13 protein-coding genes are annotated in these 22,165 nt (G+C 36.4%); 6 read left to right on the plus strand and 7 right to left on the minus strand.

Going from position 1 to position 22,165, the window contains the following annotated elements; genetic code table 11:
• The first annotated feature begins 341 nt into the window (after positions 1–341).
• Entirely contained in the window at positions 342–1,919 is a 1,578-nt protein-coding gene (locus tag M1381_05520; protein ID MCL4478544.1) for a glycosyltransferase family 39 protein, read from the plus strand.
• A gap of 228 nt (positions 1,920–2,147) precedes the next feature.
• On the plus strand, positions 2,148–4,130 hold the full coding sequence (locus M1381_05525; protein ID MCL4478545.1) for a hypothetical protein: 1,983 nt from the start codon (positions 2,148–2,150) through the stop codon (positions 4,128–4,130).
• Between the two features lie 96 nt (positions 4,131–4,226).
• On the opposite strand, the gene M1381_05530 is transcribed toward M1381_05525, so the two are convergent.
• The 6 genes from M1381_05530 to M1381_05555 all read right to left on the minus strand — a co-directional run bounded on the left by M1381_05530 (position 4,227) and on the right by M1381_05555 (position 14,514).
• Positions 4,227–5,762, minus strand: coding sequence for a hypothetical protein (locus M1381_05530; GenBank protein MCL4478546.1), 1,536 nt, complete (start codon positions 5,760–5,762; stop codon positions 4,227–4,229).
• A 355-nt stretch (positions 5,763–6,117) separates the two neighbouring features.
• Positions 6,118–7,794 (minus strand): glycosyltransferase family 39 protein, encoded by a 1,677-nt coding sequence (locus tag M1381_05535; protein ID MCL4478547.1) that lies wholly within the window; start codon positions 7,792–7,794, stop codon positions 6,118–6,120.
• Positions 7,795–7,811: 17 nt separating this feature from the next.
• Positions 7,812–9,587, minus strand: coding sequence for a glycosyltransferase family 39 protein (locus M1381_05540; GenBank protein ID MCL4478548.1), 1,776 nt, complete (start codon positions 9,585–9,587; stop codon positions 7,812–7,814).
• Between the two features lie 7 nt (positions 9,588–9,594).
• Positions 9,595–11,490: a hypothetical protein gene (locus tag M1381_05545; protein MCL4478549.1), complete on the minus strand. Its 1,896-nt coding sequence runs from the start codon at positions 11,488–11,490 to the stop codon at positions 9,595–9,597.
• A gap of 130 nt (positions 11,491–11,620) precedes the next feature.
• Positions 11,621–13,051: a B12-binding domain-containing radical SAM protein gene (locus tag M1381_05550; GenBank protein ID MCL4478550.1), complete on the minus strand. Its 1,431-nt coding sequence runs from the start codon at positions 13,049–13,051 to the stop codon at positions 11,621–11,623.
• A 53-nt stretch (positions 13,052–13,104) separates the two neighbouring features.
• On the minus strand, positions 13,105–14,514 hold the full coding sequence (locus M1381_05555) for a B12-binding domain-containing radical SAM protein (protein MCL4478551.1): 1,410 nt from the start codon (positions 14,512–14,514) through the stop codon (positions 13,105–13,107).
• 348 nt (positions 14,515–14,862) lie between these two features.
• On the opposite strand from M1381_05555, the gene M1381_05560 reads away from it, so the two are divergent.
• Together M1381_05560 and M1381_05565 are read left to right on the plus strand one after the other, a co-directional pair.
• Positions 14,863–16,260 carry a B12-binding domain-containing radical SAM protein gene (locus M1381_05560; protein ID MCL4478552.1) on the plus strand — a complete coding sequence of 466 codons (1,398 nt, stop codon included), beginning with the start codon at positions 14,863–14,865 and terminating at the stop codon, positions 16,258–16,260.
• A complete protein-coding gene (locus tag M1381_05565) occupies positions 16,251–17,600 on the plus strand; it encodes a radical SAM protein (GenBank protein ID MCL4478553.1) in 1,350 nt (449 codons plus the stop codon). The genes M1381_05560 and M1381_05565 overlap by 10 nt, the downstream gene beginning before the upstream one ends.
• Before the next feature lie 268 nt (positions 17,601–17,868).
• On the opposite strand, the gene M1381_05570 is transcribed toward M1381_05565, so the two are convergent.
• On the minus strand, positions 17,869–19,647 hold the full coding sequence (locus M1381_05570; protein ID MCL4478554.1) for a tetratricopeptide repeat protein: 1,779 nt from the start codon (positions 19,645–19,647) through the stop codon (positions 17,869–17,871).
• Between the two features lie 449 nt (positions 19,648–20,096).
• On the opposite strand from M1381_05570, the gene M1381_05575 reads away from it, so the two are divergent.
• Together M1381_05575 and M1381_05580 are read left to right on the plus strand one after the other, a co-directional pair.
• Entirely contained in the window at positions 20,097–20,840 is a 744-nt protein-coding gene (locus M1381_05575; GenBank protein ID MCL4478555.1) for a YceI family protein, read from the plus strand.
• A 533-nt stretch (positions 20,841–21,373) separates the two neighbouring features.
• A partial coding sequence (locus tag M1381_05580) for a radical SAM protein (GenBank protein MCL4478556.1) occupies positions 21,374–22,165 on the plus strand: 792 nt, incomplete at its 3' end.

Genomic DNA, 22,165 nt, shown 5'->3' on the forward strand with positions numbered 1-22,165 from the left:
TGATATTACTCCGCAAGAGATTCATGAGATAATTCAGAATCATCTTGAAGATATTACCGTATTTCTTCAAGCAATAAGAGAGCTCCTTAAACACCCTGAAAAATTCAATCTGTCGCTTGAATAGCAGCTCCTGATATGAAGGGACGGGGTAATGTGTTTTTATATGCGGCGTGTGTAAGAATCATTCATGATGAATTATCTGGGAATACGGTATATTTAAAGTTCCCTTCTTAATCTAAGAGAGGTAAAGCCGGACTTTATGAAATGAAAACTATAAACCCCGTCAGAGAACTTCGATATCAAACAATAAAGATAATGATAGCCGTCAATTGTGGTCAGCCATGAAATCGATATATGACCGTTTAAAATCGCTGGCTTTCTCTAACGGGGTAAAACTATTATTGGCCTGTGCGGTTGTTTTTGCTATTAGCTATTTTTATCTTTTATATTACCGTAACGCTTTCTACGACCTGACCGCCGACGAAGGGTACATCATTTATGGAGCCAAGAGGGTACTGGACGGGCAGATCCTCTATAAAGATTTCTTTCAATTCTATCCTCCCGGTGATTTCTACCTACTTGCCTTTGTGTTTAAGCTCTTTGGATACAGCTTTATCATTGCCAGGGAAACTGCCGTGGTAATTGACAGCCTTATAAATACTCTTCTTTTCTATCTTAGTTATAAAGCGATAAAATCATGGTACGCAATCTTATCACCACTTTTTTTCCTTATTCTGGGATATCCAAATTGGATGCAATATAGCCACTATTGGTCGAGCATGCTGTTTCTATTTATATCGCTTGCCTTTTTTCTGAATTATCTCGAACAAAATAAGATCACCTATCTCTACTTGACCGGCATCTTTACAGGCATAACAGGTCTGTTCCTTCAGACGCCGGCCGTGTATGCTATTTTATTAATATTGCCGGTTTTGATTTTGGAGAAAAGAAAAGAACAAGGCTTTGGTAAAAAAGTCTTCTTATTTTTAATGGGTATTGGCGTTCCATTGATTATTGTATTTGGGTATTTTGTATGGCAAGGGGCTTTCTTTGATTTTATAAAAGAACAATATACTATGAGTAAGGTATATTCGGAAACACAAACATTTAATCCGATAGTGCTCTATTTTCAGCACGTTAACGAGTTTAGTGTCATTTTTATGCTCTATACAAGTATAGCAATTCTCTCCGGTGTTGCTTTAATCTTTTTCAGGAAGAAGCTCTCAAATCCAGTAAAAATAATCCTTATAGGCAATATCGTTCTGTTTTTTACCAGCAGCAGCCGAATGGACTTTGAGCATATACTCGTAAATTCAGCAATCGTATTCATTGTGGTTCTTATTCCTGTAAAATGGTTTTTGGACTATCTGAGAAATAAATATAATTGGGCATTTAAAGGCGCAATTATTGTATGGACCGTCACAGCTGTTATTCTTATTCTCTGGGGCGTTATTTCAATGAAAACAAACATCCACGCTATAGAGGCAAGTGCTTATCAGATTAATTTTAATGGTACACAGGTATGGACATTTAATGAGAAAGAGGCATATGAAATCAATGAGTTTTTTCCGCAGGTAGAAAAGATATTGAATGGGGATAAAAATGTGTTTGTGTATCCTTATGGCCCGCTGATTTATGTCTTAATGAATTTCAACAATCCCCTATATTTCGACTATGCACCTGTTTATGTTAATAACAATAATTTAATCAATACATTTGCTATGCCAATAATACAATTGTTAAAAGCAGATAACATTAAGTATATAATTTACTGTGGTTGGCCAAAAGATTATGTTAATGCAGTATTAGCATTAGAAAATAGACAGTACCATATAAACGCACTTGATATATTTATCAGGGCACATTATTCCCCGGTATTAAGAGTAAACGACTTAATTCTTTATAAGAAGCGTTCATGACGGACGAACGGGGGAGGTCTATTCATGAGAAATACCGTAATAAAGTATTGAAGGATGACCAGCTCAAACGCATGTGCAAAAGAGGGCAAAGCATTGGATGATGGCGTTAAGGGTCCTCGTAACCAGTGGATTCATTTATTGTGCAACGATAATAAAAGAATCCACCCCTTAATCATATTGCTGTTATTTTTCTTTCTAGCGGCTGTGTTGACCTACCCGCTCTGTTTTATGATTAACGGTAGGTATATACCTTCTTTCCATCATTCTTATCTTATTGACCCTTTGCTGAACGTATATATTCTCGGATGGAATATACATAAAATCTTATCTTTAAATTTACATCACTATTTTGATGCAAATATCTTTTATCCTTATAGATATACGCTTGCCTATTCTGAAAACCTTATCACCACTGCTTTGCTGTTCGCATTGCCTGTTTACTTGATCACAAAAAATATTATTATCGCATACAATATCACCATGTTTGCCGGTTTTGTGCTCTCAGGCTGGTTTATGTATATACTCACAGAACATTTGACGAAAAAAACTGTACCTGCGGTATTGGCCGGCATACTGTTCTCGTTTTCTTCATTCAGGTTTGCATACCTCGGTAATATTCAGATGATCACTGCCATGTGGATTCCGCTGACCATCCTTTATATCCACAAATATTTTGAAACCCACAAATACAGTTATATTGCATTTGCCTCTCTTTTCTTTGTCCTCAATGCGGGAGCATGTGCTTATTACATGATATTTCTGTCTATATGGGTGTTTTGTATGTTCTTCTTTTTTGGTCTGGCCGAGGTAAGAGCTATAAAGAAAACAATGATGGGGTTTTTGATATTCGTGTTTTTAAGTTCATTAGGCACCTTTCCTATTTATTATCCTTATTTGAAATTACAAGGATTGATGGAACTGCAAAGGTCTTTGCTATCTGTTAATAGTTATGCTGCTCCTATAAATATTCTCTCAGGTGGAATTATTATTCCTTTATCCCTTATGATGAATTTCGTAAAAAAAAACGGCATGGGCTGGGGCACAGAGAATAAAAAAAATCTATTGTTTTATACGATAATGGCGTATTTGTTTATTCTGCTAAGTATTGGACCGTACCTCCTTTTAAAGAATAATTTGTTTAATCCTATTTACATATTATTGTACAAATACATGCCGGGTTTTAATGTAATAAGAAATCCTGGCAAGTTTTGGACGATGATTTATTTAGCAGGGGGTATGCTGTTTGCTTATGCATTAACATTAAAAAATAAACCTTTATCAATCCTTATTATTATTATTATCATTATGCGGAGCATAAACATGCCTATACATATGACTTCCTTACCGGACAACGGAAAGGTGCCTGCTGTGTATGCATGGCTTAAAAAGCAGAAGGGTGAATTTGCAATAACAGAAATGCCGCTGACTGTGTTAACCAATCACGATGATTGCGCAGCAGCATGGTCATCGCTTTACAGTCAAGGTGACTACACTGTAGTATTTAAACAACCATTATCTTTAAGCTTTTTATTCTATGGACTAAAGGAACACGAAAGAGAGTATTATAGCCTGTATCATTTTAAAAAGTTGTTCAATGGTTATAGCGGATATTGGTCTAATTTATATTTGGCTTCACTGAGGTTTACCCCCACAGAGCAGCTTGCATTATTCAAAGCTATAGACATCAAATATATCATTGTCCACAAGGATGAATTTCAGGATCAACAGACGCTTGCCAATCTGGTATATCTCTTGAACACCAGTGATGTCGCTTTATTTAAGAAGGTCTATGATTCTCAAAATACATTGGTATACGAGATACTCGATCGGAATGAAGCCTTTGATCCGGATAAGACTTATTTAAAGGATTACGCATTTCAAATATTCTTTAAAAGAGAACATACTCAATCAGGCTCAGTGGCAATTATGCCATACATAGAAAACAGAGGAGACAGACCTGCGGTATTTCTATATGAAAATCACCTTACACTTGAAACGCTGTCTGTGGACAACAAGGTTATTCAGAAGACAAAGCTTGATTATATACCTTTTTCAGCTCCATTCTTATTGCCCGGTGACTCAGCACCATTTGTGTTTACCGTAGCATCTTCGCAAAGTGTACTTTTCACTCCAAATGTATATAAGATTAGATTTATTCAGGATGGCACAATCATTTGGGAGTCTTTGAGAAATAAACTTGTCGTAGAATAGTAACTATAAGAGTTCAATGGAATTATATTGTAGTGTCGTTCGTCAGACGTTGCCGCTTTCGGCTGTGATACATCATTCTATACTCATGGGAGACAGTCATAATCGCTTACGGACGTATATAGTATAAGAAGGTACTGCTTGCTTGAATACATAATGGGTGATTATCCACTGTAATATTATATTTTGGGCAGTATCGAATACACATGAATTTATATTTCTATAAGGTTGATATTTTAACAGTGTTAAATAATTATCTAATATAACATAATGAGGTTTTGACTTCTCAAGCTGTCTGATCACAATCTCTGCTTGTGCTTTTGTGTTATAACAAGGAGTATAAGTATTCAGCATAGTAGGATTTTCAGCACCCGATAGAAAATAGAACATGGGAGACCAATAAAGAATAAAAACTTTTTTGGGAAAATGTCCATCAAATACCTCTACTAAGGATAATACGTCGGGTTCAATCTTTTGCATGGGAGATTTATTAGGCAATTGAGGGAAAGCAATCATTCCTGCAAACATTTGTTTCTTAACACAATATGAAGAATGTATAAAATTATCTGTTCCCCGGTAATATCTTGCCGACTCGTATACGGTCACTAAAGACAAAAGAAATAAACAAGTAAATAATATTCCCTTTGATAATCTTCTGTTTGTAAGATAATTTTCTATCAGTATAATAATAAACAATATGTCCAGAGGTAAATAAAAGATAAAGAGATTTCCTGTTGGATTTATCATCGTACTTGCAAAACCAGCTATTAAAATTACGGTTACGGTCATAATTGTTGTATCATCTCTATGGGGCGTTTTTATTGGATTAATATCCTTTATAAGGAATGCAATGCCCGTAAGCATCACTATAAAAACAAATATATAATCTGCAAAAATATGTATCAAAATAAGTTCAACAGATTTAAACATTACGGGGTAATAAATAATTTGTTTTATGTAGGAAGCATTGTTTGTCATTGTATAATGTCCCCATGGCCATATAAAAAGATCATAGAGCATTGGGTTTAATGCACCTGCCAAATAAAATAAGACAAATACAAACAATACAGGAACAAAAAAACCCATGCTCAGATAACCAAAAGATTTGGCAGCATCTTTTAATGAACCGTCTCTGTATCTGAAATACCAGGCAATAAATATAACCAGCATACCATAGAGAGCTAATCCTGTACTCTGCATGGTCAGAAATACAAAAGCCGTGGCGATCCCAGGGATTATCCATTTAACGTTGATACGATGATCATCCAGCGTGCATTTTATTGTTAAAAACAGAGTAAGGATAATGCCGTCAAGTGCAAACCAGTGATGACTCACAGAAAAATAACGAGATGAGTATCCGATCATTATCACGGAAGGTATAAACATCATGAATTTATTTTTTATGATACGCAATGACGTAAACCACAGAATTACAACTGCTAATCCGTTCGCTATTACAATAGTTAGCCGTGCGACCTTCAGGCTGGTACCAAAAAACCAATACGCTATGGCAACTATATAATCAGTAAAGGGAGTTACTATATCAAAGAAGTCCCTGTATAATACCTGACCATCCAGTATCCTCTTCGCTCCGTATATTGCTATACCTTCATCCCAATTCGACCCGTTCCCCAAATATGATATTAAATGAAAAGGTAAATAAATTGTTAACACAAAAAGTAAAAAAGCTACAAGATAGGGCATCAATCTTTTGTATTCATATTTGCCTGAGTTCAAGTATGCCTCCTTTTGATTTATATTATTGCGTAAGACGCTGTACAATTCAAGTGTATGAACAATAAGGCACATATCTTATATATGTATGATTTTTGTACTGAGAGCGTTTTCATGATCGAATTAACCATATCATGCATACAGATACCCGAGGGCTTGCAGACTGGGTCAAAATAGCTTGAGACAGAATAATAGAAGGGAATTGGCCGATGAGTCTCCACTGTTAACAGACCATTTTAGAGCTTCACAGCAAGTTTTATCTTAATTCATATATGTAGTAGAAATCATCGATTTTTCGCGATATTTTATAATTATGGCTTATATAATTCAATAATGGATCATTCTTTATATTGAATACTTCCGGATTTACATTGCGCCAGCGTGCTTGTTTTAAGTCATTAAGATAACCATCAATAATTACAAGCTTTGGCTTGAAATATTCTAATTGTTCGATGACTTTATTGGCTTGAGCCCTTGTATTATAAACGGGAGTGTAGGTGTTCAGCACAGTAGGATTGTTGGTCCCGGTAATAAAATATATTGACGGAGACCAGAAGAGAATGAATGAATAGCGCGGAAATTTAATTTTCAAGAGAGAATCAATACTATCGGCACTCGTGTCAGGCAGAATAATTTTACCAGCTGCAGTTTTAACTTCTATAGAAGGCATATCAGATATTACATAATTATAAGTCTTTTGATACCAGTTATAGGATAACGCAACTGTGCCTATCAGGTAACATAGACTAATTGTTTTTAGAATATATCCGGCGAAGCCTCTATCGCTATGCTGTACAATAAAAAATACTAAGACTAAGAAGAATGGAAAGTAAAGGAGAAGCCTCAAACTGGAAGGATTGATATATTCACTAATAAATAATGTTGATAAAATCAGTAATAAAAATAAAAACTTATCTTCGAATATTTTATTTTTCCAATACTGTTGAATAATATAAATTGCACCGACAAAAAAGAGCATAATAGGAAAATATATTATTACGCCCAATGAAACAAACAATACATCAATAATGCTTACGGGCAATCTTTTAAGGCCAATAAATTCGTAGATACTGGGAAAATGCAAAAAATGTGTAAAAGATACATTATTCGTAACAACGTAATGTCCCGCTGGCCATATAAATATATCGTATATAAAATTATGCAAGCCACCCTTTATCATAAAGAATATCAGTGTAGCAATTATGGGGAGCCAGAAGCTGAGAGAAAATAAGATGAACTCTGTTGGAAATAAATTGGGATTTGAAGGTATTTCCCTATCATAAACGGATAGGCCTTTTAATGTGGTAAAATGAATTGAAGATTTTTTCCTTTTTATGAGATTCAGTACAATGCGGATTACAAAGTATAGAGATAAAATACCGTATAATGCCAATCCCGTACTCTGTAAGAATAATAAAGTAAGTGAAGTCCCAAGTCCTGCGAGTAACCATTTTAGTGCTTTATTATTATCAAAGAGCATCAATAGAAACAAAGTTAAAGTAGCGAAAAAAATGGCAAACGCGTGATGACTGACAGCTCCATAATCTAAGTCGGAAATATAGCTGAGCATCAGCAATACAGGTGGAATATACGCGAGCTTTCTGCCCTTTATAAGTTTGCGTGATATGATTAATAACATTACCACATTCAATGAATTTGTTATAATGATAGAAAGCCGTGCAGCCTTTAGCGTTGTCCCGAATAGTTTAAATATAAGAGCAAGCAGATAATCCGTGCCAGGCGTTACTATGTCAAAAAAATCTTTATAAAGAGTCTGTCCCATAAGAATTCTTTTTGCGCCATAGAGTGCTATCCCTTCATCGACGTTTAAAAGCAATAGTAAATAATAATGTAAGGATAGAAGGATCGTTAAAATAAATAAAATGAATGCTGTGATCCAGTCTTTGTAATTTAGGCCATTTTTATTTAACATATAACCAGATATTTTCCTTAGTGCTTTTTGAATCGGTATACATAATAGTCATCATGGTATCTAAAGATAAGGTCAAATTGTTTGCCCAGAGATGTAGCATTTGCAATAGCGGAGAACATTGGAAGATTAGATTCAACCCATTTCTTGTTCAGTATGACGAATTTAATCCTATGCTCCTGCATAACATGTATTAATTCAAATAGGTTGCTAAACCACATATCTGGGAATAGCACCCAGAAATCTTTATCAAAAAGATATTGCGTGGGTCCAAGGGAATAATAAGGCATATAAAATCTAATGTTATTTAATAATTTATATTTTCTTAAATCTTTCAGATTAATTATCCCTATCTTATCCAATTTAATTATATCATTTTTATGTTGGGCTTGAGAAAAGTCTACAAATACAGAAAATGCATCCTTAAGCTTATAAGGATCGTTAATATTATTATAGTATATGTATCCCGGTGTAGATAATACATCCAATGGGCTTATCATGCCATGTAAATTCAATGTATAGCTTAGATCTTTAGACACTTTCTTCACGATATAAAAAAATGCGACCTCGCTTATGCTGTCTTTTATGGTTCCATACCTCGGTTGATCAACATAAACTATTGAATGAGAATAGGGGTGGAATGTTTTAGGCTCTACAATTGGAGCAAACATGGTTACGTAAATAACAAGTAATATACTAAGAGGTTTGAACAGCATCTTTGGTTTAATATCAGCTAAAACAGCCCCTGCTGGTACATAAAACAGTGAGGTTAATGCAACCGGAAGATATGTCCCCTTTTCTAGATAAGCCACCATGGATATAAATACTACAAACCCTAGAATGACAATACTATTCTCAAGAACAATCTTTTTATATGGCTTTTTGAAGATAAGCAGAATTACAGCAGCGACAATATAGTACTGAAGTTTTAAACACATACTATAGATCCGAAAAACATCGACAAGATGAAGTAGAAGGGGCAGTGTATTAGAGTAGATAGATATTAAAAATGTTAAAAACACATTAGATAATTCATTTTTTAGAGATGGAAAATATATGTTCTGATTTTGTGCCATGATAACTATGTTTCCTGATTGTAAGGTGTAATTATAAAATGGATTGAGATAAACGATGGTGTTCACAATTAATTGTGGTAAGCTGCCCAATATGGTTCCCCCAATTAAATAGCCTATTATGGGTAGATACAATCTTGTGCCTTTTCCATAATGTTCTATCACTATTATTAATATGTATATTAATATAAAAACAATACTATATTGTTTTATTATTGATGCGATCCCAATGATCAGTCCTACAAAAAACCACGTTTTATTCTGCCCTGGTGCTTTTAATAAAAGATAGAAAGTCCATAGCAAAAGTGAAGCTACTAAAATGTCCTGATTCTCCCCGATAGAGCCAAAAATAATGTGCGAGTTTATGCCGACAATAAAAGCAGTCAATAAAGCCCATAAAATATTCCTAAACATGATAAAGGAGATCTTATAAACAAGATATACCAAAAGCCCGCCAGAAATTGCACAGAGGAGCTTTGCAGAAAAGAGATAATTTCTCGTGAAAATGCTTATGATGTTTAGTAGTAAGGGATAGCCAGGGCTGTAATATCCCGTAAGAATCTTTGGATTTCCAGTGAATTGTAATATCGCAGAGAACTCTGTGGGAAAAAAATCTGAACTGTTAATATACCAATCAAACTTTAGTATAAGAAAAAGATAAAACCCAAACGCTAAACAGCCAATAACTATAGGCAGCAGATTGTTTAAAGTTTTCTTGCTCATGATAAAATTATTCTCTTAATAAAACGGGGCAATTTTCTTGAACAACCTTTTTTAATAAAAAGGAATAATTTGTGGGAGTATTATTATAACAGGCATTAAGTGCCTGGTTAAACCATTTACATGCATATTCCTTTGGATACCCCTCACTTAAATATTTGCAGCCTACGATGCTGAGGGAAAATGGAATTGGTTGCAGAAAGGGAGGGGGTAATATCGTTTTCAGCTCTTCAACGGTAAAGTATTTTGAAAAGATCCCCGGTAACGTATAATTGCATAATATCTTTGCATAAGTATCATTATATTTTAATTTTAGCTTATAAATATCAACATCAGAAAAGGGCAAATTGCGTATAAGCGTTAAAGTGTATAGGAGACTCATACCGGTTTTTAACTTATAATTTTGGAACAAATATGCTGATTGCTTTAATAAATATTCTGCGTAGGCATTATCCCCTTTCTCAAGTACATCTGTAATCCCCTTATAATAATAGATAAACGGGCTGTAAGGAAAATCCTGTTCCATTATTCCTAAATACCTTTTAGACTCTTTAGCATTGCCATTTATCAGAGAGGTATTTATTATATTGGCTAAGAAGACAGGGTCTTCTTTATATGCTCTTTCAAAGCCTTTAAAACAACTTATATCATCCTTCCCTAAATGACTAAACTTTAGGGTGATCACGGAGATTGAAATTATTATGGTAAACAATGCAAGATAATATATGTACTTATAAATTACCTTCCCGCTTATTAACCTATATAGACTTATTAGTATATACCCTATAATACAGGTTAACCCTGCGAAAGGAAGTAAAAGGTAATGATCATAACCCTGTGAGGCAAGAAACATATTATATATGAACTGGGGGACATTTACTATACCACTTCCAGGAATAATATTTATTCCATACCATAACAACCAAAAACTGATGAAGGGCAGCGTACGCCTATAATGCCAGATAATAAAGAGTATAAAAAGAATAAAGAGAATGGATATAATAATCATCGGGTTTAGCCATGAAAACATGGGTAATGGCGTATAATAAGGCAACATATTAAGAGGAAGGATTTGGGTTAATGGGTATGAAAATAAACCGGCAGTATTGATTATCGCCATCTGTACGTGATTGGATATGGGCATAGGGGAAGCTTTAACTCCATAGATTAATAAAAAGTACACAATACCAGATGTTATGCTAATTATTATTCCTCCAACATACCATTTGAATGCTTTTTTGAGCTTTGAAGGGTAAAATAAGAAATCATAGAAGAAAAACATCACCGGCAATGTAATGGCAGTAGCTTTGCTCATTAAGCCCAGTATCCACAAGATAATACCTATAGTCAGTGTAGACCTCTTGTCAGTTTCGCGATACGACATATAGAGGGTAAAAGAGCTGAATATAAACATATTTGCCAGTGTCGTCTTAAGCTCGGACATTGCCATTATTGATTCTGTCTGGATAGGTGCAATAAGAAAGAATAGAGCGGATACAATTGCCATAGATTTATTTTTCATCATCTTAAGGACAATAAGATAGATAAGGAAACTATCTATTATATGTAATAATAGATTTACTACATGGAACATAGGACTATTTAATCCAAAAAACTGATATATGAGCATGTACACGGATAGATGAAGAGGTTCATATTTTAGTGTAAATGTATGAGTAAAAATGCATTCAAGATGGTTGAAACTTATACCTTTTATACATGGATTATTAACAATATAGATAGCATCATCTGGATTGGCTAAGGGCAGAAAATGTGAAACAAACACAATATTGTATATTATTAATCCAATAATTGTAAATGATAAAAATACAACGGTATTGAAGAAAAAATCCGTTTTTTCATTTATAATGAATTCTTGCTTAAATTTTTGCCACGCTTGTTTCATGTATAATATGTTTTATATACATTATTAACCATAATCAATATAATTCATGAGCGGCAATGGGTTTAATTTGCTATTACAAGGGAAGATATACCCAATTTAATCCTTTTTAAGAACATGAGCCACTATTAGATTATTTATTGTAAAGGGCATAAGAAAAAACATCAAGAGCTGCGTGACCTTTTCTCAATAGTTCGGTTAATGAAGAGACTTTACTAAGATGTTTCCATATATATGTTGGACGCAGATAAAAACGTTTGTGTGCAAGTTTTGTAAGGCTCTGAGCTTCTTCATACGATAAAGGATTCTCCCAGTAAGCTATGTAGGGTAGAGGACTTGGTCGTGTGGCAAAATCCATATAAAAATCATTGGCAATACCGCCACTTTTTATTGCATTGGTGTATAGCTCTGTTCCTGGTAAAAGAACCATATACATGAATTGTGCGTAATCTGGATCAATCTCTATGGCAAAATCTATTGTACGCAATGATGTTTCCTTTGGTCTTCCTGGTATACCAAGTATAAAATAAGTAACTACCTCAATGCCGGCGTCTTTTGTAAGCCTAACTGCATTACGTACCATGTCTGTGGTTATACCCTTTTTTAAATATTTTAAAGTTTCATCGTCTCCAACTTCCAATCCAAAATTAATTCTACGGCATCCTGCATGATATAATTGTTGAAGCATTTTAAGATTAATCTTATCTACCCTTGCCCGTATACTAAAGTTTACAGGAGACCCATTGCTTATAAGTCTTTGACAGATGTCTCCCACTCGTTCCTCACTGAAATTAAAGTTATCATCATAGAAGTTAATTTCCTTATATCCAATTTCAGCGCATTCAGATATTTCATCCACAACATTATCAGGAGATCTTGCTCTAATTGAACGAAAGGGAACATCACAAAAGGTGCATTTGAATTTACATCCTCTACTTGAAATCATTGTGGTCGAGAACGCACTTGTATCAGAAACAAATTTATAAGCCTTTTTAGGTACAAGTTTACGTGCAGGGAATGGAAGGGTGTCGAGATTCTCTATTAATGACCTCGGTGGCGTAACTAATAATGTGCCATTATGATTTAGATATATTCCAGGGATCTGTTCAAGGGACATGCCCTTTGCAAGAGCTTCAACAAGTTCTGTCATTACTTCTTCGCCTTCTCCGGGAACAACAGCATCTATATAAGGCAACATAGCTGTTTGAGCAGGGTATATAAATGCGTGCGGTCCTCCTATAACTACAAAAACATCTGGATTCACCTGTTTTGCCCTATGGGCTATTTCAAGTGTATCAAGAAGCGTTAAAGTGTAGGTACTGATGCCAACTATGTCTGGCTTGTATTTGCGGATCCTTTCTTCAATAGCATCATAAGAAAGGTTTTCAAGAGTAGCATCGAGCATAGCTACTTCATGATCAGTGGTGTAAGTTGTCAGATAACTGGCAATGTAAAGTAATCCTAACGGAGGTAAACGAGTTGTAAAATCTGCATGCCTCATGTAGTTTGGTGGATCTACAAACATCAATTGCCGATCTGTTGGATTTATTAATAGAATTTTCATTGTTTATTATAATCTAAAAAGCATTTATAGGAGTGGTATTATTACACATAAAATCATTTGATTGAAAAAAATATATATCTGAATACTCTAAGGGCGCGAATTAATAGATCATTCCACATCGATTTAGTTTTAAGAATTAGTAATATTCTGGCTGGATTTAAATAAAACCTGGCATATGCCCAATGATATAATCTAAAGAATTCTTTGTCTGGTACATTTGATCCGTTGAATGGTACACCATGGAAATCAAAATTAGTGGAATTTAGTTCCTCAATTGATTTTCCAGAAATTTCAAACTGTCTTAGTATTTCAGTTCCAGGGAATGGAGTAGCAATTAGAAAGATGGCCACTTGAAGCTTAAGTTTACAGGCAAAATTAATTGTAGATTTAATTTCCTCCTTTGTCTCAGTCGGAAACCCGAATACAAAAGTACCCCTAACAAAAAGGTTTTGTGATGCGGCATAATTTATTAAACGTTCAGCCTTTTCTAAATTTATATTTTTATGGATTAGCCTTTGAAGTCTCTTAGAAGCAGTTTCAATTGCTACAGTTAATTCTGCGGTCCCTGCTTTTTTCATAAGAGAAATTGTTTCTTCATCCAATAAATCTACTCTTATACCAGTAGGAAAAGAAAGCCTTACATCCAATGCATTAGAAATAATATTCTTAAAAATATCTTTATATCGATTTCTATCAAAATTAGCAACATCGTCTATTATTTCAAAATCTCTTATCTTATATTTTTCTGTTAAAACTTTCATTTCATTAATAACATTTAATGGAGTTCTTGCTCTAAATTTTTTGTCTCTTATGTTATAACAAAATATACAATGGAAAGGGCACCCTCTCGATGTAAGTAGGGACATATATGGGCGTACTCCAATATTGCTTTGACTCGTTAGTTTCGAATATTTATCATACTCGATAAGATCCCATGAGGGAAAAGGAAGTGCATCAAGATCTACCATGTATGGTCGCTGTTGCGTTTTTATGATTCTTCCATCCTTTTTAAAGGCAATTCCTTTAATATCATCAAAGTTTCCACCCTCATTAAGTGCAGTTATAAGTTCATAAAATGTTATTTCTCCTTCATCAATTACACCAAAATCTATATAGGGACTGTCTATTATATTTTCCGTAAAGTATGAGACATGTGGTCCACCAACAATAACTGGAATTTTACTCGAGACCGACTTAATGAAATTAGCTATCTTCAAAAGGTTCTCTGCCTCCAGCGTTATAGCACTTATGCCTACAATGTCTGGTTTAAAATTGTCCATATATTTATTCACTATCTGAATCACATTGGGATAAAGCCTCGTATCTAATATTTTAATTTGAATTTTGTCACTCATTTTATAAGACAGGTATGAAGCCAAATACATAATACCTAATGGAGGTGTTACGTCTCCTCCACTCTTGACTTTGTTATTAGTAGCCTTTATTAGTAAAAGTTTAATCATTATAAATTGGCATTAGAACAATAATTTTGAGTAAAGTCAACCCTTTTTAAGTTTATGGTTATAACCAAGTTTAAATATCATCTCTAACTGCAAAATGACAATATCAGTAATATATGCTGTAATGAAGAAAGGGAGAAGAGATGATTTAACATTGAAGAATGTACTTCTTAATTTAAGAGTAGCAAGAGAGAGTTAAACCGAGGAATACTTTTTCAAAGCAGCGCAATTTATAAAAAAAGTATTAATCTTAATCACAGGCCAAAATCCCCTCTTGTGTTATCAATATAAGTTATGCTATTTTGGGAAACGCGTAATCAGAATTAACATTCAAAACGTGAAAATATTACAATGAAAATATTATTGGTTAAACCAAAGCTTAGGGTTGATAATATATTGCCTGTCCTTGGACTTGGCTATCTTGCTAATGCCATAAAAGACAAACACGAGGTGAAGATCCTTGATTGTATGAAAGAGGATTTTTCCCTTGATGATTATACGCATTACCTTAAGGATTACAAACCCGATGTGGTCGGTATTCAGTGCTTTACTTATGATATTTATATCGTAGCTGATTATCTCAAACAGACAAGGCGGATTTTGCCCGATGCCATTACCATGATCGGCGGTCCTCATCCGACAGCAATGCCTGCAGAAAGTATGGGCTTTTTTGGTATCACACTTGACTATGCCTTCAGGTCTGAAGCAGAGGAAGGTTTACCGGAGCTTCTTAAACTTATAGCGTCGAAAAGCGTTGTAAATGACAACTTATCAAAGGTTAAAAACCTGATATGGCGGAATGGTAATCAAATTGTAGCTAATCCTGTTACCTATATTGCGGATGTTGGCAAACTTGGTATGCCTGCATGGGAGCTTATGCCTCCCGACACGTATCCGAAATCTCCTTTTTCAGCATTTTACAAAAGATTTCCAGTAGCACCGATAATAACATCGCGAGGTTGTCCATATAAGTGCACTTACTGCCAGGCAAGTCTTATTTCCGGCAAGCGAATGAGGTATAGACCGGTTTCCTTGGTAGTTGAGGAAATAAGATACCTGCAAGAAAAATTCGGGGTAAAAGAGTTCCAGATTATTGATGATAATTTTACCCTCAATCGAAAATATGTAATGGATTTTTGTAACGCGATTATAAAGGACCATATAGATATAACATGGACATGCCCGAATGGTGTACGGCTCGACACACTCAATGATGAGATGATAGAGGCGATGAAATCCAGCGGCTGCTATATAATATCTGCCGGTATAGAATCGGGTTCAGACAGGATATTGAAATATGTAAAAAAGCATGAAACAACAGATATTATGATGAAAAGTGTCAGAATGATCCAAAAACATGGAATTGATGTAGTAGGATTTTTTATACTTGGTTTCCCGACAGAAACTGCGAAAGAGATGCAACAGACGATAAGATTTTCAGAAGATTTAGGTTTATTACGTGCTAATTTTCTGCTTTTTCATCCAATTCCGGGGACAGAAATATACACCATGCTGAATCATACCGGTGAGCTTGCGAATATAAACTATGATGCGAATTCCTTTGCCGAGGTCGCCTATACTCCGAAAGGTATGACAAAAGATAAATTGAAAAATATCCAACGGAAGGCATTTTTAAGTTTTTATCTCAGGCCGAAACAGTTCATAAGCCTTATGTCTAATATCAGATCGTATAATCATCTGAGCTATATTTTAAGAAGGGTGTACCGCTGGCTGATCAAATGGAAATGAAAAAAGCCCTGCTCTTAAATCCACCCGGGGATCAAAAATATCTAAGAGATTATTTCTGTAGTACCGTTTCAAAAACAGGGTATTACTGGCATCCGATAGATCTGCTGATTCAGAGTGGATTTTTATCAAAGCATTATAATGTTAAAGTAATAGATGCAATAGCTGAGGGGATAACGCAGGAACGCTCCTTGCATAGTATATCAGAGTTCAAGCCCGATGTTATATTTTCTCTGATAAGTGTACTTTCGTATGAACACGATATAGCATTTTTATCAAATATAAAAGAAGTATCACCTGATACCCATATCTTCGCTATAGGCGAACCGTTTATTGAGCAGCCCCGCCTGGCCTTAGAAAAGCATACTTTTTTAGACGGTATATTATTGAGTTTCATTCACGATGATATAACAGCATATATGAATAACAGATTTGATGAAATTAAGATGATGGCTTTTAGAAAAGATGGAAAGATCATTTTACAATATCTTGCTGGAGAACATGGTAGATTTTCAATACCTTTACCAATGCATGAACTGTTTCCATTAAAACATTATTGGATGCCGTTTATCATGCATCATCCCTTTACAAGCATACTGACAAGTTATGGATGTCCGTTTACATGCAGTTACTGCAATAGCGGTACAGATTCAATAGGGTTTCTCAATAGAAATATTGATGAAGTTATGGATGAATTGAAATATGTGAAAAGTCTTGGGATAAGGCATGTATTCATAAAAGACATGACATTTGGTATACCAAAGAGGCATGCACTGTCATTGTGCGAAGGCATCATAAAAGAAAGGCTTGATATGACCTGGCACTGCTATAGCAGGGCTGACGTTGTCGATAATGACATGCTCAAGCTTATGAAGGCCGCAGGATGCAATTTGATACAATTTGGCGTAGAGACATCAAATGAATCTACATTAACGAAATACAATAAAGGTATACCATTAAATAAAACAATTCAGGCATTTGAGCTTGCGCATAAACATGGCATATTGACCGGTGCACATTTTATCTTTGGTTTGCCCGGCGATAATCTCGATGATATGAAAAGGACAGTTGAACTAGCAAAACGTCTCAAACCTGCCTATGTATCATTGAACATAGCAACATCGCGATACGGTACTCCTCTCAGGAACAAGCTTACAGTGGACAAGGATAAGGATGAACCTATTCACGACAATATTAAAAAGTTTGTAAAAAAAGCCAATATGGATTTTTATATGAGACCATTGTATTTCGCTAATCTGCTGAGACATATAAAAACTATAACACAATTGGAATCTATTTTGAGAGAAAGCATCGGGATGGTAAAATATTTACTGAAAAATTGAACGGTGTGAGTGTTTTAACTATCAAGTAGATGTACAGTCATGTGATAAAATGTATCTTACCCTATTGGAGTAAAAGGCTGATTTTGAACCCATAAATATTGAGTTTACAAAGATCAACAAAAACCGGACAGCACAATCCTTTCTGAGCGCCCCATGATATTGTGATAAAGCTTTCTGCTGCAAGGCGGAAATAACTCTTTTTTAGTCTATACACTCTTCAATAGGTGATGTGATTTTTATGTATCACTGTTTTGTAAAGGTCTCATTATCATGGCAATTTTTGGATGAGCTGTCTGAGTTGATCTGCACCTTGCTGGTGTGGATCAAGGAGAAGGCTCTTTCCGAATGCCTTTTTTGCCTCATAGGTATTGTTTGTGTACTTTAAATAATATGCGCCAAGAAGCCTGTAGAACAGGGAATTGTCAGGGTGCTGTGCGATAATCTCTTTGGCAAGAGACAGTGCTTTGTCTGTTTCCCCGTTGTTCACATAGTATTCGGTAAGCTCATTTACGTATCCAAGCATATACGGATCGAGCAAGGCACATTTTTTCAATTCCTGCGCATAGTTCGTGTAATCTTTAACCCCCTTATAGTACAGTGCAAGCATGTGCATGTAATCTATGTTGTTCGGTTCGTATTTTAACAGCTTTTGAATGTAAAAAAGAGCCTTGTTGTATTGCCCGCCCTGAAGAGATAAAAAAGCGAATATTGAGAGGAGCCTTGTATTATAGGGATTGAGTTGTAAAGACTTTTCAGCGTATTGTGCTGCCCCTTGATAGTCCTTTTGCTGTGCAAGGGCCATAGCATACATCATATATCCAAAATAATAATCCGGCGTTTTTTTGATGGCGTCTTTCCAAAGATGTGCATCATCCCGCCATACGCCGACCCTCTGATAGTCCAGTATCCCAAACAAAACTATTATAATGCTTGCAACAGCAATGGTAAGCTTCTTAAGATCTGTATTTATGTAAAGGTATTCTATACCCATGCCGACAAGCACATAGATACCGATTGATGGAACAAGCAGATACCAGTTGGTGTAGAACGGTACTACGACGATTCCGAACGCGGGGAGCATATTGATGAAGTACCATGACATCCAGAAAAAGCTCAGGTGATGCTTTTTATACGACACAACCAGCAGACATAGAGCTACGATCAATGCTGTTATGCTCAGGATAACCCGTGCTGTCAGTACGCTGCTTATGATGTCCGTTGTATAAAAGCAATTCAGTTTGAACGGAAAAATGATTTTTACCGGATAGGACGCCACACCTGCGGTGTTGACAAGGACTGCGAGCAGGTGTTGATAGGCGTTGCCGAGCTGTGTCGGGTTCGATGCATGCAGGTTGAGCTGTCCGAAGACGAATACCAGCGCCGCTACAAGCGAGAGTCCGTAAAAAGGTATCTGCTGGAAGAACGTTTTTGCCGGGTTTTTCTCGAACACGTACCACTCGAGAAGGAAAAGAACGCCTGCAATGGTCGCAACCGTTTCCTTGGTGAGCAGGGCAAACAGGAAAAGCACGACGCTGACCGCATAGTAAGATACCTTGTTCCTTTTTATAAAAGCAATATACGCAAGCAGGGAAAGAAGGACAAAGAACAGGGACTGCGTGTTCTTCAGCTCCGATACCCATGCAGCGGAGTCCGCATTTACAGGAGCGAGTAAAAACAGGATGGAAGCAATGGTTGCGCTCAGCGGGTTTGTGAGTTTTTTTACCAGTACATACACAAGCATTGTGTCCGCAATGAACAGGAATGCATTGAAAACGTGGAACCATAAGGGGTTTAAGCCGTTTATCCGGTAGATCAGCATATAGCTCATGAGCTGGAGCGGTTCGTAGACGCCATGATAATAGTAATGTGAAAATATATAGGCAATATTGGACAGGCTAATCGCTTTAATATAGGGATTGTTGATCACATAAAAATTATCGTCCCAGTTTATGAAATGAAAAAACACCACCTGATGGTATATGATAATACCAAGGATTGCTATTATGATAAACGTCAGTTTACTGTTTATGCTGTTTTTCTGTTCCATGACTCCGTTAAGCTCCCCCTATAGCTTTTTATACCTTTTATCCGGTTGTATACTCATGACACAAACATCCATATTTTTCAAATGCATTTTCCGGATTTACGGGATCATCAGGAAACCTTCCGGCACTAAATTGCCTGGGAATTTACAGAGCAAGTCTCATTTTCAAAAAATACTGGTCCCTTATGCAGATTTCAAACCATAGTTGAAGACATAAACAATACTATCATAAACATGGTGTGATCGTATGGTAAAGGAAACAATAAGCAGTCGATCGATGGTAACAGGTAGGAAAAAATCGCACTTGACTTATTCAAGGTGCAGAATATATTCTGTGATAGTATAAAGGGTTGAAAAGCCCGCAAGGGGGTTGCAGCGCGATGCGGATTTTTATGATAGCGGACGGCTGCAAATTGGTAAACTTCTAACCGGGCAAAAAGGAGGTAATGTATATGATGTTTCTTGCAGGAATAGTTCTACACTCGATATTAATTGCTTCAGGGCAAAGACCTATCGTGAAATTCCGCGTGACCGATGCGTATGTTTCGTATACGGCAAAGGAAACCAATCTCGGCTCCTCGATCAAGACGACCGTTGGACGCAATGACAAGCTTTCCCTTGATTTGAATGCCTCTCCCGGGAACACGCAGGCAAAGCTATTGATCTCGTCCTCTGGATTTAAAACCGATAGGCCGATGAGAGACTGGTCTGTAAAAACACTGTACTTGAAGGCTTCCCAGTATCCGGAAATAACCTTCGAACTCTTGAAAGTGGATGGAGAGCCGCTCTCAACGGTTCTTCGCCCTATCAACAAAAATATCGTCATAAAGACCAATCCTCAAGATACGACCGTTGATCTACTCATGCCGGAAACGGCAAATGCACCGTTAATCCTTAGCGTGGGGAAAGATGAATTTTCGGTGGAAGGTAAACTCAGGGACGATATCCTCAATGCCCTGCACAGCGATAAAGGGGAAATTCATATAAGCGGTAGGCTTACCGTAGCCGGCGGGTCAAAAGACTTTGACACTGCGGTGTCTTTCAAGCAGACAGGACCTGCTACATTCGCATTGTACACACTCATCGACGCCCAATTTACCGATTTCGGCATGACGGCGCCAAATCTCGCATGGTTTATTACCGTACATAACAAGATAGCTCTTGAGGGGCATGCTGTAATCGAGGTTTTGAAATAAATTTTCAGGTAGTTCTAAAACAGGGGCGTTTGCATACACTATCTGTTATTGCAAATGCCTCTGTCGAATACCGAAGATCACACTCGCTATGTTGACCAATTTCTTGAGCACTGCGTCATTGCGGGCGTTGAGACACAGCAAAGCAGGCTTAACCCGAAAAATGCAATGAGGAGGTTTCCTTATTCGCTCAATCCCGCGATCCACCTGATATCTATACATTTCCATATAGAAACGAGATTTCGGTCCTCTGTATGTTTATATGCCATTACCCGGTATGGTTTCCTCATCGGATTTCCGAAGAATACCTTTATCTGACGCGGGATTATAGCTCATTGCATAAACCTCCTTATTTTCCAATCGCATTTTTCGGGTTAAGCAATCCTTCCGTATACTTGTAGATTGCTTCGTCTTTTCATTCCTCGCAAAGCCAGAGCGGGGTTTTTTCAACAAGATTATTAAGTTTAATTGCAACAATTACAAAGTCTTGACAATAAGTTGCAGACATGTAATTGCATTGAGAGGATAGAGATATCATGGCGTTAAACAATACAGTATTAAATTTTCCCGAGAAATTACCAATAGCAGGGGAGTGGACATTCGCAGACCTACTTGCGGATACACGTGTGAAAGAGCGCTGGGAAAAAGTCAGGAAATACTTTTTTTTGAGGGAATCAACCTATGATATGGCGACAAGGTGCAACATGCGATGCGATGGCTGTTACTATTTCAACGGCGAAAAACAATTTACCCATGAAAATGTTGATCCAATGGCATGGCGTGACCTTTTTCGCGAGGAAAAAACAAGAGGTATAACATTCGTGGTCCTCGCAGGTGCAGAACCATCACTCGTACCCGATCTGCTTCATGCATGCTATGAAGAGATTCCCCTGGGGTGTATAGCCACAAACGGGCTAAAGCGTATTCCTGAGTCAGTCGGATATAAGGTTCATATTTCGGTTTGGGGCAACGACGAGACCAGTTTCAGAATCCGAAAGGCTAAAAATCTGCTTCAGAAACAGATTGATAATTATGCAGGGGACCCTCGTGCCGTATTTGTCTATACGTTTTGCAGGGACAACATCAATGAAGCTTATGATGTTGTGAAGATGCTTGCATCGAATAAATGCAAAGTCACCTTCAATATGTTTTCAGCACCATTGAATTATACAGGCACTCTGTCGCACACACAAGAATCTCTGGATAAAACCCGGGAGGTCATACTCGATCTCATGGAGCGCTATCCCGAGTCGATACTGTTTTCGCACTATAGTGCCGTTGCGCACACCCATAAGAACAGCCTGTATCAGTTGTATTCATGCCCGTAT

Source organism: Deltaproteobacteria bacterium, assembly GCA_023382265.1.
Lineage (GTDB): Bacteria > JAMCPX01 > JAMCPX01 > JAMCPX01 > JAMCPX01 > JAMCPX01.